Annotated in this window: 14 protein-coding genes; all 14 read right to left on the reverse strand. The window is 38.2% G+C overall.

The window, feature by feature from the left end:
* Positions 1 to 3: 3 nt before the first annotated feature.
* The gene (locus LMF89_RS01700; RefSeq protein ID WP_229533604.1) at positions 4 to 864 is read right to left on the reverse strand and encodes a glycoside hydrolase family 16 protein; all 861 of its coding nucleotides are present in this window, start codon (positions 862 to 864) and stop codon (positions 4 to 6) included.
* A gap of 46 nt (positions 865 to 910) precedes the next feature.
* The gene (locus tag LMF89_RS01705; RefSeq protein WP_229533605.1) at positions 911 to 1,702 is read right to left on the reverse strand and encodes a glycosyltransferase family 2 protein; all 792 of its coding nucleotides are present in this window, start codon (positions 1,700 to 1,702) and stop codon (positions 911 to 913) included.
* Between the two features lie 79 nt (positions 1,703 to 1,781).
* Complete coding sequence (locus LMF89_RS01710) at positions 1,782 to 2,588, reverse strand: glycosyltransferase family 2 protein (RefSeq protein WP_229533606.1); 807 nt, start codon at positions 2,586 to 2,588, stop codon at positions 1,782 to 1,784.
* 83 nt (positions 2,589 to 2,671) lie between these two features.
* The gene (locus LMF89_RS01715; protein WP_229533607.1) at positions 2,672 to 3,250 is read right to left on the reverse strand and encodes an acyltransferase; all 579 of its coding nucleotides are present in this window, start codon (positions 3,248 to 3,250) and stop codon (positions 2,672 to 2,674) included.
* 14 nt (positions 3,251 to 3,264) lie between these two features.
* Positions 3,265 to 4,218 (reverse strand): polysaccharide pyruvyl transferase family protein, encoded by a 954-nt coding sequence (locus tag LMF89_RS01720; RefSeq protein ID WP_229533608.1) that lies wholly within the window; start codon positions 4,216 to 4,218, stop codon positions 3,265 to 3,267.
* Between the two features lie 38 nt (positions 4,219 to 4,256).
* Positions 4,257 to 5,195 carry a glycosyltransferase family 2 protein gene (locus tag LMF89_RS01725; RefSeq protein WP_229533609.1) on the reverse strand — a complete coding sequence of 313 codons (939 nt, stop codon included), beginning with the start codon at positions 5,193 to 5,195 and terminating at the stop codon, positions 4,257 to 4,259.
* 24 nt (positions 5,196 to 5,219) lie between these two features.
* On the reverse strand, positions 5,220 to 6,638 hold the full coding sequence (locus tag LMF89_RS01730; protein WP_229533610.1) for a lipopolysaccharide biosynthesis protein: 1,419 nt from the start codon (positions 6,636 to 6,638) through the stop codon (positions 5,220 to 5,222).
* Positions 6,639 to 6,715: 77 nt separating this feature from the next.
* Positions 6,716 to 7,969, reverse strand: a complete 1,254-nt coding sequence (locus LMF89_RS01735; RefSeq protein ID WP_229533611.1) for a glycosyltransferase family 4 protein — start codon at positions 7,967 to 7,969, stop codon at positions 6,716 to 6,718.
* Entirely contained in the window at positions 7,966 to 9,180 is a 1,215-nt protein-coding gene (locus LMF89_RS01740; protein ID WP_229533612.1) for an O-antigen ligase family protein, read from the reverse strand. The genes LMF89_RS01735 and LMF89_RS01740 overlap by 4 nt, the downstream gene beginning before the upstream one ends.
* Positions 9,181 to 9,252: 72 nt before the next feature.
* Positions 9,253 to 11,145, reverse strand: coding sequence for a polysaccharide biosynthesis protein (locus LMF89_RS01745; protein WP_229533613.1), 1,893 nt, complete (start codon positions 11,143 to 11,145; stop codon positions 9,253 to 9,255).
* Between the two features lie 16 nt (positions 11,146 to 11,161).
* Positions 11,162 to 11,842 carry a CpsD/CapB family tyrosine-protein kinase gene (locus LMF89_RS01750; protein ID WP_229533614.1) on the reverse strand — a complete coding sequence of 227 codons (681 nt, stop codon included), beginning with the start codon at positions 11,840 to 11,842 and terminating at the stop codon, positions 11,162 to 11,164.
* Entirely contained in the window at positions 11,836 to 13,287 is a 1,452-nt protein-coding gene (locus LMF89_RS01755; protein WP_229533615.1) for a GumC family protein, read from the reverse strand. The genes LMF89_RS01750 and LMF89_RS01755 overlap by 7 nt, the downstream gene beginning before the upstream one ends.
* A 53-nt stretch (positions 13,288 to 13,340) precedes the next feature.
* Positions 13,341 to 13,997, reverse strand: a complete 657-nt coding sequence (locus LMF89_RS01760) for a polysaccharide biosynthesis/export family protein (protein WP_229533616.1) — start codon at positions 13,995 to 13,997, stop codon at positions 13,341 to 13,343.
* 139 nt (positions 13,998 to 14,136) lie between these two features.
* The gene (gene fcl, locus LMF89_RS01765) at positions 14,137 to 15,081 is read right to left on the reverse strand and encodes a GDP-L-fucose synthase (RefSeq protein WP_229533617.1); all 945 of its coding nucleotides are present in this window, start codon (positions 15,079 to 15,081) and stop codon (positions 14,137 to 14,139) included.

Here is a 15,081-nt window from a genome sequence, read left to right on the forward strand (position 1 = left end):
TCATTACTCATAACCCCGCAACTTCCATATATGGATTGACTTAATAGCAAATTCAGCAGGCAACTCAGTCTCTTCAACTGGTCCTATTGTTTTATTTCCTAAGGACATGCTCAAGCGTAATTGCATGGGCTGACGCAAAGGATCGAAGCCACCCTTTTTAGCTATATCCGGATTTTCGGATAATACTAATTTGTCATCGATATAAATTGCAATCAGGTTTGGCAACCATTCGAGTCTATAAGTATGCCAAGTTTCTTCGAAATCGGGTATAACAGTTTTTTGAGACGTATGCTCAAGCCTTCTCCATGATGGTCCATAATGCAGAGTACTATATGCTGTATGAAGATCCAAATTTCCAAAGTACTCCATAATATCTATTTCTCCATAGCCATATTGCTGCTCATCTGGCACGAATAACCAAATTTGTGGCGATATTCCCAAGCCCTTTGGCGTACGAGCGACGATTTCAACTTTTCCATACTGAAAGGCTGGCCTGAAAATTATACTTCCTGTCGAATAGTCGGCAAACTTTTTTCTTTTAAAGGGATTAACTGCTCCCAAATTATAGTTTGCATTGACAACCCATTCTTTTTTTCCGAGAATCTTTAACATTCCATTTTCAACAACAACATTCTCAATGCGACTATAACCGGTATCTTTCATATTTATAAAGCCTATCTCATGTTTCCATAACTTGTCGTTCCGTTGGTCATATAATGCTTGATTTTGAGGGGTGCGTTTCTCAAAATCAATCTTATAATAATCAATCCACCCTGCCGCAGCCGGCGCTTTAGATGGTATAATCATAAAATAACCGGTTAGACTAATACAACATACCAGCACACCCATAATAATCCGCAACAAAAACAATGCCCCCCTTTTATTTCAAAGAAAAATACATTTTAACAAACTATAGACTTTGATAGTGACTTATTCCTCTAAGCATGAATTTGCATGCTTGAAAAAAAGTCATGTTATCTTTATATTGTTTATATTCTAAAATAGCAATCCGCAGCATCAATGGTATTGCTAGGCATTTCGATAATGCTTCAAATAGAACACCACGATCAAAATAATATTTTTCATTATGCCCGCTAAACCAGGTAGATTTCTGATGATATACATCGGCTATTTTAGCTGGACTCGCATAAATGATTAGCCCTTTTTTCAGACATTCCCAAATAAACAAGGTATCTTCGCCAGAGCCATACGCTGCACCGCCGCCAAACAGTAAGGAAAAAAAGACGTTGTGCTTTAATAGGCGCTCTCTGCGAAAAGCGATATTATAAGTACCATATCGCAAACAATTATAAAAGCGTACACGCTTATTTTTGGTATTTACCTTATCACGCTTATTCCTCTCTTCATGAGCATTAGTAACATTAAACATGATCATGTCTGCATTAGGATTCTTGGCGAAAGCATCACGGACAATCTGCTCATAGTGATCCAAATATACAACATCATCATCTGCCATAATGCATATGTCTCCTGTCGCCCGTATTAGCGCAATATTTCTGCTTTTTCCAACACCACGTTCACGAAATGAATACATTTTAATACATTTCTCATCATCTTTTGCTTCAACAACATCATTGTTATCGCACTGATTTATGAGTACAGCATTTGTCCGTATATTCATTTTCTCAACTAAAGATAAGTCTTGCTGATGCATCGTGGATACCAATACTTCAATGTTCATACGAAAGCCTCCTCCGTTCTGCACGGTTTCAATGATTCAAAGCAGTTGAATCTCACTAACGATTTACTTCTTTTATAATTCAATGCCACAGTATTGTATTTTTGGCACTGTAATACAAATCTAATAAACGGCGAAAGGATTTATTTCGAATTAACATACCTTTCAGGGGCGCCATACGCAGTGAAAATAAAAAACCAAAAAACAAATGTTCCGTTGACGAGAAATTTTTTCTTAAAATAATTTTTCTTTCTGCTTTAAGTCTTTCTGCTGCCTGAGGCAAGTCGGACTGCCCACCATATTTATACTCAACAACAGGCCGGTCAATATGGTGATAAGCTATTTTATGCTTTAAAATGGCCTTTACTAACACATCATGATCTGCTTGATAGATAAAGCTAGTATCAAAGCCACCGCAATGTAGATAAGCATCCTTTTTTAAAAACCAAGCCTGATGAGTAATGACAGATCTATACATATAATAGCGGGTCAACTTAGATGAATATTTTATAATCCGGTGTTTAAAACGCATGTCGCGAACATCCCCCCACACAAAGGAAACCTCCGGATCTTTTGCAATACATTCTGCCACATCCTTTAGCACCTGAGTATATAAGAAATTATCACCTGCGTTCAAAAAACAAACATACTCGCCTTGGCATAATGCTAACGCCTGATTCATCGCATCATAAATACCGGTATCGGGTTGAACAACTACACGAATCCCCATTTCTTTCATTGCTTCTATAGTACCGTCTGTCGATCCGCCATCTTTAACCAAATATTCATAGTCGGCAAATTCTTGGGAAAGAACGGTTCGGGCAGTAGCAACTGCATCTTGAGAACAATTTAGTGTCACAGTAATAACACTGATTAATGGCTTTTTCACTCTATATCTCTCCTATCTCACATACATTAATTCATTCCTTTTGCCTTAGCTTTGCACAAGTACTCTACCACCACAATCAGGTCTTACGCATGGAGTTTTTTTATGAAGCGGGCTGGATTACCAGCCCAAACCTCTTGATCAGGAACACTTTTCGTTACCACTGATCCTGCACCAATTACAGAATACTCACCAATACTAACTCCTTTTAAGATGATACAATGTGCGCCAAGGAAAGCACCTTTTTTTATGTGGATAGGAGCTGACTTTGCCTCTATATCCCCAGCAGTAATTCTGTTGTGATAATCTAAGGAATGAAAATCGCTGTCATAAATTTTGCAATCATTGCCAATCATTACATCATCGTCTATTTGAATGCACTCTGTACACACAATGGCCGCATTCGATATCCCAACATTATTGCCAATTAGCAAATGAGCATTTTTTTTAACAGTAAACATCATGCAGCGCGAGCCACCTAAATTGTTATACGGAAACATAATGTTCAGTTTTATATGATCGCCAATTTGAAAAAATCCCCTGTTAATAATCAGTGGAAAACCATTGATTTCTGACTGTTTGCCAAGTTTTACACGATGCAGCTTGAAAAGAAATATTCCTATCATTTTAATTACATACAGTATGATGAATTTTAGTAGATACATATTACCCCTCTTACTTACATTTTCTTACTAAATTGTTGCCTCCAACTCTTTATATTTTCTTCAGGAAGCGTTATCTGCGTGGCCTTAGGTGTTACGATCCAATCCTCTATATCTTGATAATTGGCTCGATTGACTACAGGGAGGTTTGTGTCTCTTGCTATCTCCGAAGCCCGATTATCAACACCCAAAATCAGTGTACGTCTTTTGTGCTGTAAAGCTCTAATACCAGCATGTAAGCGCGTGCCAATATAGTCTACCTGTTTGTCCGACAATAAGGCATCTAAATGTTCTAAGGTAGGCGGAATGTATTCCACCATATCCGACGCAATATTTTGCATGTGGACATAATCCCCAGGTTGCTGAATCCAAAAATATATTTTTTGGTAATGTTTCTTCAGTATGTTATAGAGTTTTGTATCATACTCTTGATTCATATTGTATTCGGTAAGGGTCATCACGACCTCATCAGACTTGCTTGCAGGAATACTTGCACAATGTTGTGGCGTCAACCTCCACATCGTCGGGCAGCTTGTATTCAATACATTATCAAAACCACAAAGTTTCATCTGCTTTTCAGTATATGAATCACGGACAGAATGTATATATTTTGATGATAGCAGCCTGCCCAAAAGAATCTTCGTGTAATTGTTAGGCGCTTTTTGGTATTGCCACCAGCCAACCCCCATCAGCACTACATCGTTAATATATATACTATCCCACAAATTCACTTTCCACTGATTGTACCGGTCCATGTTGGAAGAAAGCAGGTTTGTCCCTCCACAAAACTTTAGATTACTTTGTTTAATAAGTGCATAAGATTGTTGAGATATATTGTCATGGGTTTGAATCCTAATGAAAAAATCTTGTGTAAGCATCTCACGTAAATGATGTTCTACGGCCTGCATGATAATATGGTCACCTAAGTTAGACCCAGCTATCCGAGTATCAAAAACTGATATTATTTTCATTATTACCCCTTTCCCTGTTTTCTTTATGAAACAAATCGTTAACTAGTTAATACACGCCGAAACTTCTTGAGGATGAAGTGAGTACCACGCTGGGCAATGCTCCCCCTGCCAGAAAACGCATCTAGTAATTTAGTATCATACCCATCGTCAGCAACTACAAAGGCATTGTGTTTTAGGGGGAATTTCATTTCAAAGGTTGGTTGATTGCCGAATTTTTGCGCAGCAGTCCCTGACTGCAAATGTGTCGCACCTTGAGTACCGCACCCAAGATTCGATATTAGATTTTTACTTGGCACGATTGCTAAACCGGATTGAATGAGTCTGGCAAACCCCCACTGATAATCCCACCAATCAACATTGTCTCCCTGATAAGTTTGCTGATAAATCCTCGCCCTTAGCTTAAAATTCTTTTCGCCCATCGTATCTTTTAGACGATCTCGGATCTCTTGTTGACCCCATAAGGATATCTTAAAATCAAAATGTTCCCAAGCTCTTCGCCAGGATGCCCAGCCCCATATCCCGCCATATTTTGAAAAATGGTAACTCTGAGAACTAGCTTTCCATTCCCCTAAGTAATTTGTCCCACTAACCAGCATAACTCGTTGGTCATTTCTATACCGCGCCAAATTTTCTTGGCAAAAAGCAAAAAAATCCTTTCCTGGCAGGCAATCATCTTCTAAAATTATGGCTTCTTCCACCTGGCTGAAGATCCAGGAGATTCCATTCGCAGGACCATGCCCACAACCTGCATTGCTGTCTGAAAATCGCGTATAAACTTGACAATCCCAATCCACATTTTTCACAATTTTCTTAACTGCATTACAATTTTCAAGATCATCAGTGCGCCCCGGACGTGGACCGTCAGATGCAATAAACAGCTTTGCCGGCTTTGCCTTGCGAATTGCTTCAAAGACTTTTTGGGTTGTACTTGGTCGATTAAAAACAATAAGGCCAACTGGTGTTGTTAAAGTGGTCAAAAGGCTCACTCCTATTCTGCGTTATTATAATTGCATACTTCTCTTTTGTATGAGTACTCTCATATACTGCATAAATTGATGTACTATTTGCCGATGATATATGAAAAATATCACGATACTGCTGCATACCAATCCACCTTGCAGCAGCATATTGGGTACATAGTATAGAAAACAAAAGATGATCGTAAAAGAAAGTAAGGGTATAATTCTCCTCTTATCTGTCGTAATGGTAAAAAATGGCCGGGATCGTATAACTCGAATGCTATATAAGGTGGCAAAAGCTGCAATATTGGCGATTGCTACACCATAAATCGAAAAGGCCGGAACGAGGATAATATTAATAAGTGCATTGACAACAAATGCATATAAGGTGGAAATCATAATTCCAGATGTCTTTTGGGCACTTTCAAAACCAGAACCCCAAAAACCGGCCATCATACTTAATGCTGAACTCATAAATAACAAGGGAATGTATTGATACGCAGCTTGGTAAGATGGATCTAAAATAAATTCAATTGACAATCTGGTAGCTGGCAAGAGAATCAGAATTCCACATAAAATAACTACAATTTGCCGATTATAAATGTCACTATAATACTCATCTCTATCAGGAGAATCGTACTCCGCAATCGCATTTTCTTTCCATGCTAATGCAAAAATAGAGTACAAAGAAGTTAATGCTGTTGGAAATTTATTTGCCACAGCTAAAATCCCAACCTCCGCTGCGCTATAATAATAGTTTAAAAATACTCTGCCAAAGCTAAATAACAGCCACCAGCAAACTGCATCAGGGACTAATGGAGCACTATATGTTAGTAATTCTTTAATAGACTTTTTATTGATCAGTTTTACATCAAAGAACCGAATCAGTCTTAACTTGTAAAGTCCGATGAAAATTACCATCACATTCGCACATACTGGCGATAATAATAAGGCAAGACTTTTTAGGTTGAGTCCTATGATGAACACAATATTGCCTGCTAAAAGAACAATGGTAGAGACTACGCCTAGCACAGAGTATAGGATGTTTTCTTTGAACCCCCTCGCTAACGTCTGAACTAACAAAGCCATTCCACCTAATAGGACATAAAGCATAATAGCTAGACTAAATTCAATATACACAAGGGAATTAAGCAATTCATACGCCAAAATAAAACATAAGTATCCAGTAAGCGTGACTGCCAGAGTATTGCTGATAATTGTTTTTCTTGCCCTATCATCTTGCGCATCCAGCAGATATCGATAGCATGCAAAGGATACTTGCATGGTTATAATAGGTGAAACAATAAACGAAAAAGCAAAGATTATATCAATTTTTCCATAATCTTCTGGCGAAAGATAACGGGTATAAAGGGGTAAAAAAAGAAACGAAAGAAGGGAAGAAGAGAAGTTTCCAATAAAATATATTACTGTATTTTTAAGTAATTGAATGTTTCGAGTCAAAGCTTCACACACCTATCAATCATTATTTTTAAGATACGCGAGCAACTCATTATTTTTTAACCAGACACTTTTCATCGTCATGCCTCCCGTATGGCTCTGTATATTGTCAATAAATTGTTAAGATTTACCTCTCTATTGTGAGTAGTCTGAGCCCTTTTTTTGGCATTTTTGGAGAACTCTTCTGCCATATGATCATTGGAGAAAATTTCACATATATAATGTGCCAGCATATAGGAGGCATCATATTGATAGATAAAACCCTCCTTACGGTGCAGCATCAAATCTGCCACTCCGCCAACAGCAGAAGCTACGGACGGCACACCTAACAGCATGGCTTCTCCTAATGAATTCGGGCTATTTTCAATACTTGAAGGGGAAACAAAAACATGGGCCTGTAAAAAACGTTTACACATATCCTCTTCATTCTGGGCCCCCAAGAAAGTAACACAACTGAAAAGATCATGTTTTTTTAGTAATTTTATGATGTATTGCCCATAACTGGTCAGACGTAACCGCTTAGTGATGGTAGCTGTATTAATAATATTAGCTCCAGCTACATAAACATGTACGTCGGGAAATCGCTCTCTGATGGCAGGCAGTGCTTCCAGAACAAAATGCAGCCCTTTTATCGGGTAGCCTCCCTGGCTAAGAAAAATAGAATGGTTTTGACAATCTGATAAACTCCAGGAATGTTCATAAAAACTGCCACGCAAGGATTCATTACAAAAATGATACTGGGCATTTGGTGCCAATTGCCTGGTGCAAGCTTTATCCCATTCCGTTCGTCCAATAACATGTTGCGTATTTTTCAAAATTTCTTGTTCTATCACGCCCAGTTTTTGATAATTTTCCATGCCTTTGGGTATGTTATCACGTTTTATGAAGTCTCTAAGCGTACAACTTTCCACGACTTTAGGAGGTAGTCCAGAAAAATAATGCTTTGCATAGATCGAAACTAACCCTTGTATCGACACTACATATTTTTCTCTTGGACAGGCTTTCATAAGTGCTAACCCATGGGCAAATTCAGTTCCATGAAGGTGTACAACATCAGGATTGCATTTCGCTACTAATTGGGCAAAATGAACTTCCATAGAATGGTCATAATTCATCGTTTTGCGTGGAATGGCATAATGAAATACTTTGCCATCAAATACTTCTTCTATGCGAACTATATTATTTTTAGGATAAGCAATACAGAGTTTGATATCCTTTACCTGAGATAAACTTTCTGCAAGAGAGGCCATCCAGCCGCCGAGAGGGTTTCCTTTTTCCCCCATCAACTTACTTGCGTTCGGCATAGGGTGGTGCGTCAGCCATAATACATTCAATATTCCATCACCCTTTCATTCTCTTTAGCTGTATTTTCCATGCTGCTTATGATTCCAGAGAAAAAACAGAAAATAGTAACTAATATAATATTTCCCATGATAGGTTCAACCATAAACGTTAATAAAAAACCGGTTAATAGTGCTCCCAATAGCAATTTCATATATGGCGAATAGTACAAGGAGCCAAAAATTTCAGTAAAGTTATATATAACTAACAAGGTAAATAGCACTAGAAAAAACAATGGAATCACGCCCGTATTATATCCTACATCCAGCCAGAGATTATGAGCAAATCCGATGTTTAATCGGGCCACTTTTCCTCCCATAGGATCATCAATCAGTCCTTGTAAAACAATACCCCAGGCCTCAAAACGAGGATCCGTGGTAAGATCACTTTTCTGCATGCGCTGATAGGTGCTGGAATGTTCCCATGCCTCACTTATTCCCATGAAATCCATATTAAACAGTCCAGCGATTATGACAATTTGGAGAAATAATACCAAGAATGACACCATTAGATTCTTGGTGGAAGAAAACCGCATGCGGAGTAAAAAAATTACCAAAAAAGATATTCCTGCTAATAATAAACCTGTACGATTTGCTAATTCTATAGAAGCATATACGGAAACTATTGAAGTGCCAAGATTCATGATCCGCAAAACGATCGGTGACTTTATAAAAGCCAAACCGAATAAGGATATGCCTAAGGCAAGATAGCTTCCCAGCAAGGTTGCAGAAGAAAAAGCACCCGAACCTTGCCAGGGAACAAATGCACCTCGGTGCAGCGTCATATATTGCTTGCTGGCAACACTTTCAGTATAAAACACACCGAGAATACTAACTAAAGCTAAGGAAAGTGTCATTATATACAACACATACTGAATTTGCATTTCTTGAAATTCTCCTATATATTTCCCCAGTATATAAAGAACAGCAAAATATGCTATATGCTTTACTGCTAGCTGTAGATCAAAATAACCATATTGAAGGGAAATGCCCACATAAGTGAACGTAAACAGCATTAAAAATATAATAGAAATATCAAGTACAAATGCCTGCTCACCCGTAAATACTTTTAACACTGTGTATATGGTAATGAAAAAAAAGAACAACGTTGCTGAAGTATATATATTTATTATAAAGAAAGAAAGCATGACACTTACTGTTAGTAAGCTAAATTTAAATTTATCTCTAGCTGCATTGATTGCCATTATTCACCCTATCCATCCACGTTAAATTATTGTTCCAGCATAATTCTACACTGATCGGGGCCCCTCTTCACATTACGTCATGGTAGCAGCCAAACGTTTATCTAAAAGTTCTGCTACTTTTTCTTCTTTTTTACTTTCTTTATTGGGTCCGCTGTAGGAGGGTACCAAATAAGAAATTTCTCTAATAATGCGGTCTTTATCCGTGATGGTTTGTAATCTCTTCAGGCTATCAAACAATTTTTTCTCATCTGCCATTTTAATATTTGCCACAAATATCTTTTCATGCTTCGTAGCTTGTGATCCCTCTTCAGCCGTTAATAATTCTTCAAACATTTTTTCTCCTGGCCGAAGACCAGTAAATTTAATATCAATCTCTTTATAAGGAACTAATCCCGATAATTCAATTAAATCACAAGCCATATCAACGATTTTAACTGGTTTGCCCATATCTAAAACAAAAACTTCACCTCCGTTAGCCATTGAGCCAGCCTGTAAAACCAACTGGGAAGCTTCGGGAATTGTCATAAAATAGCGCTGCATATCTGGATGAGTAACCGTAATCGGCCCTCCCTTGGCAATTTGTTTCTTGAAAAGAGGAATTACACTGCCCCGGCTGCCCAGTACATTACCAAATCGAACGGCGACAAATTTAGTAGCGCTTTTTCGACTTAAGTTTTGGATAATAAGCTCCGCAACCCGCTTTGTCGTCCCCATAACGCTTGTCGGGTTAACCGCTTTATCGGTAGATATCATAACGAAATTTTTCACGCCAAAGCGGTCTGCAGCTTCCGCTACATTTTTTGTACCAAAAATATTGTTCCGAACCGCTTCTATTGGATGGGCTTCCATCAATGGCACATGTTTATGGGCAGCCGCATGAAATACAACTTCAGGGCGATATATTGCAAAAATATCCTGCAACCGAACAGCATCACGTACATCAGCAATAATTGGTTCTGTCGTAATGTGTCCAAACTTTTCTTTTAGTTCATTATCTATTTCATAAATGCTGTTTTCCCCTTTGCCTAGTAACAAAAGCATACTAGGCGCCATCCTGGCAATCTGACGGCAAAGTTCCGAACCGATTGAACCACCGGCACCAGTTACCAAAACCCGCTTACCCGTAAGGTAACTTGAGATATTTTCCAAGTCCAGCTTGACCGGATCCCGGCGCAAAAGATCTTCTAAATCTACTTCCCGCAGTTGTTGCACGCTTTCTTGACCATCAATCATTTCATAAATACCGGGAACAATTTTCGCACTGCAGTCTGCCATTTTACATTGCCAAACTGTCTCTTTAATAACCGCACTGGCAGCTGATGGCATAGCAATTATAATCTCGTCCACCTGATGTTCTTCCACAATATCTGGAATTTCACATCTTCTCCCCAGCACTTTTGTTCCTAGAAAATATTGATTGATTTTACTGGGTTCATCATCAATAAAACCAACGACCTTCTTCTCTTTAAAATATCGCTGATTAATTTCGCGTGCAAGAATAGCTCCCGCATCACCAGCTCCTACAATTAATACGTTCTGGACACGAGCTTCTCTTTTACTTTGCCGCAACATATAGTAATACAGAAAACGAATGGTCAAACGGCTACCGCCAATAAAAAAGATCGTCATCATCCAGCTTAGAAGATGCAGACTGCGTGGCAGATAAACATAATCTGGGCTTAAAACAATATAGCCAAAAAGTGCGACTGAACTGACAGTAACAGCTGCCATAATATTTAAAATTTCGTCCACACCGGCATATCGCCATAAACGATTATACAGATTAAACCAATAAAAAATTAGCGGCTGGATTACGATAATAGTGGGAACATACATCAACAATTGTTTATAGTAAAATGGAGATACATCTCCGTCAAATCGTATCAAAAGCGCCAAAAATGGGACAACAGAAACAACAATAGTATCGCCTAATAACAGTAAGCTAAATATTATTTTACGCCGCATACCAAACACTTCCTCACTACAAAGATGTATAGTACATAAATTGACTATCGTCTTTTACATTATTTAATATCGTTCCCAGGATTTTGGTTTTAGTCCCTTTTAAAAGTTCCATCCCTAGCTGTGCAGCCTTAACTTTCACCATTTCTGCATCAATCACTATAAAAATCCCATCTGCACGTGATGCTAAAATACACGCATCTGATGATACCTTATTGGAATGAAAGAGTATGGGCGAAGTGTTGATAATAACATAATCAAATTCTTCTCTCAGCGTCGTCCATACTTCTTTTACAGTTGGATCAGACAAAAAAGTTTGCGGCCGATTTATGATCAATGGCCCGCTGGGTAATATGCTCATGCCTGGAATCGATGACTCTTTCAATACCTCGGGGAGAGTTTTCGTACCATTAACAATATTTGTTATCCCTATATCTTGGCATCCGAAGACTTGATGTAATATAGGAGAACGTAAATCAGCCTCAACCAGTACCACACGTTTTCCTGCATATGCCAGTATAACGGCCGTATTTGCCGCCGTCATCGTGCATCCATTTGTTGCACAGAATCCGGTAAATACAAATACCTTACTCCCATCTTCTTCTTGAATTCTCAGCAGATTTGCTCGTATATTACGAAATGCTTCGGACAAAGGAGATTGTTCACGGTCTTTTAAAATATGCTGATTTAAGATTAACATCTCGTTGTCTTCTCCTTCCTGATTGGTATTACTTTACTTATGAGCCGTTTCCACTGAGGTTCCGGTTTTACATTCTCTGCAGGAATGCTACCAATAAAAGATACCCCAAGATATCGGCGAACATCTTCAATAGTATCTATTGTTTTATTTAAACGCTCGCTTACGAAAGTTGCGGAAAATCCCATAAACAAGCCGATAAAGGCCGCAAAAATAATATTAAGAGCTTTACGAGGTCTGACCGGGATAGGTTGAAGGTCAGCCCTATCAACAACCTGAATGTTAGTAGGCTGCGTAACTTCTTCAACACGAGCTTGTTCATATCGTTTTGCCAGCGTGGTATACGACTCTTCCGCTACAGTATAATCCCGCATCAATCTGGCTAAACCCTGTTCTTTTTCAGGTACTAGTGCCATCTCTTGTTCTTGTGATGCAGCTGCTATCTGGATCGCATTTCTTTGCGCTACCCCTACAGCAATATCCACTTCTGCTTGCAGTTTTCCTTGTAAAAGAGTTTGATAGATTGGATTCATCGACAAAGACTCTGATTTGGATATTTTATTGATCTCATCCTTTAGCCGATTTTTCGTTTCTTCGATAGACGCTTGCAAAGAGATAACTTTAGGATGGTTGGCCGTATAGTTTTTTCTCAACCCAACCATTTCAACTTCTTTGTCTGCCAGCTGGGTTTTATACTGTTCAATTAGGGGATTGCTGGCGATAAACCCAATATTTTGCTGGCTTATCTGCTGATTTACATTCACTAATTTAGCCTGTGCGGTTTTGAGATTAACCTGATTGTCAATCATCCCCCTTTTAATTTCCGCCTGCCGTTCAACGACGCTTCTTGTTTGATCACTAACTGATATCGTTTGATGACTTTTTTTATAATCTACCATTGCCTGTTCCGCTGCAGACAGATTTTTTTTTGCTTCTTCCATACGCTCCCCGATAAAAATCCTGGCTTCTTTGCCTTCACTGCGTTCAATTTCAGTTAGCTTGTCGCGAAATACTTCAAGAACAGTGTTTGCCAGGATTTGCGCCTCATCCGGCGATAATGCCCGAACCTTTATAACAAGAAGTTCTGTCCCATTAACCAGTTGTGTCGAAATCATTCGTACCATTTGTTCGTAACTAGGCCGATAAAATTCATCTATATCTGCATAGCCTCTGTTGATAACTTCATTAATTACGGTTTTACTTATAATGATTTCAGCATACGTATTGATCTGCTGCTTAAGCTGTTCTTCCGGGGCTATAGCCGCGAAAGGAACATTAGGTCCATGGTAGTATTTTACGCGCAGACTCACTGTTGATTCATAGATTGGCGCTGCAGTCATATTAAATACTATTGCAAACACGATAGCCCCTGTCATTGATAGTAAAATCCATTTAAACCGTCTTTTTATCATATTTACAATATCATGTAATTCCATTTTTCTACTCATACGTCACTATACCCCTAACCTTTTTACGTCTACAATACTCTGGCCCCTTACGGTTACTTATCACTCCAATTAGTAATAAGATATAATGGAGATATTAGAGCAAGAATATCTTGTGAAAAGTTAATTTTGTGATTATTATCTACAAATACAATATCTTCATCTTGTAACGTGCAATTTTTTTGGGTTTGCCCTTTTTCTATAATATCTAACAGGTTAACGACTAGAGGCTTTCCCTGCTGTTTTTTATTGACAATATAGATTTTCTTTTTCGCAGCATCCGTGGTCCAGCCGCCTGATAAACTGATAGCATCCATCAAAGTGTGACCTTTTTCAACTTCATATAAACCTGGATGAGTGACCTCCCCCAATACGTACACTCGGGTGGTATGCATTTTTTTTAGATTAATATTTACTAAAGGATTTTCCAAGTAGTAGTTTAACCTTTCCTTGATCATTAGAGTAAGTTCGCTGACAGACAAGCCTGCTGCTTGCACTTCAATAGCCATGGGAAGAGAGAACTTGCCATCTGGTCGAATTGTAACTTCAGGAACACTCAGCGAATCTTCCGGATTATCTCTACTGTCATATCCTACTACTTGGATGCTCAATACATCCCCCTCTGCCAGTATGTAATCTGATCCAAAGCCAGTATGTGGATATAAAATTAATAAAAATAGGCAAAAAACTGACTGCAGTATGTATTTTTTCATAGCCCCTCCTTCAAATTGCTAATTTATAAGAATTATAAGTAATTTATGTAAAAATATTACATGAATTACTTATAATTCTATACTTGATATAAAAAATGTCAACCTTTTTTTGTAAACTATGTTATTTTCTTACATTTTGTTAAATAGATTTTCTATTATATACTTTTTGACAAAACCATTCATAGGTAAGTCCAATACCTTTATCCAAATCAACTTGGGCTTTCCAGCCTAAACTTTCTAGAAATGATACATCATTGATTTTAATAGGAGTTCCATCTGGTTTGGATGAATCAAAAACAATGTCTCCTTGATATCCTACCACTGAGCTTATCTTCTGGGCTAATTCTTTAATTGTCACGCCTATTCCAGTACCGATATTGACAATCTTACTAGCATTGTAATGCTTCATAAGATAAACACACGCATCCGCTAAATCATCAACATACAGAAACTCGCGCACCGGTGTTCCCGTTCCCCATACCGTTACACAAGGATCATGGTTGATTTTTGCCTCATGAAACTTACGTATTAATGCAGGAAAAACGTGTGATGTTTGTAAGTCAAAATTATCATTAAGTCCATAAAGATTGGTCGGCATTACAGATATGTATTTTGTGCCATACTGTTGATTAAATGCTTGGCACATTTTTATACCGGCAATTTTTGCAATAGCATAGGCGTCATTAGTAGGTTCCAGCGGTCCAGTTAGCAGTGAATCTTCTCTTATCGGCTGTTTAGCCATTTTAGGATAAATACATGAGCTACCTAAAAATAACAGTTTTTTTACATTGTTTTTCCAAGACTCATGGATACTATTTGTCTCAATCATAAGATTTTCATAAAGAAAATCTGCAGGATAGCTAGAATTCGCCATAATTCCACCTACTTTTGCCGCAGCTAAAAAAACATACTCTGGTTTTTCCTGGACAAAAAAGTCTGCTACTGACTGTTGGTTCAGCAAATTCACTTCTTGTCTTGTTGCAGTTACTACATTACGATAACCGGCTTTATCTAATGTACGAACAATCGCTGAACCAACCAATCCGTGATGCCCGGCAACATAGATCTTTGCGTTTTTTTCCAT

The organism is Pelosinus baikalensis (genome assembly GCF_020819555.1).
GTDB classification, from domain to species: Bacteria; Bacillota; Negativicutes; order DSM-13327; family DSM-13327; genus Pelosinus; species Pelosinus baikalensis.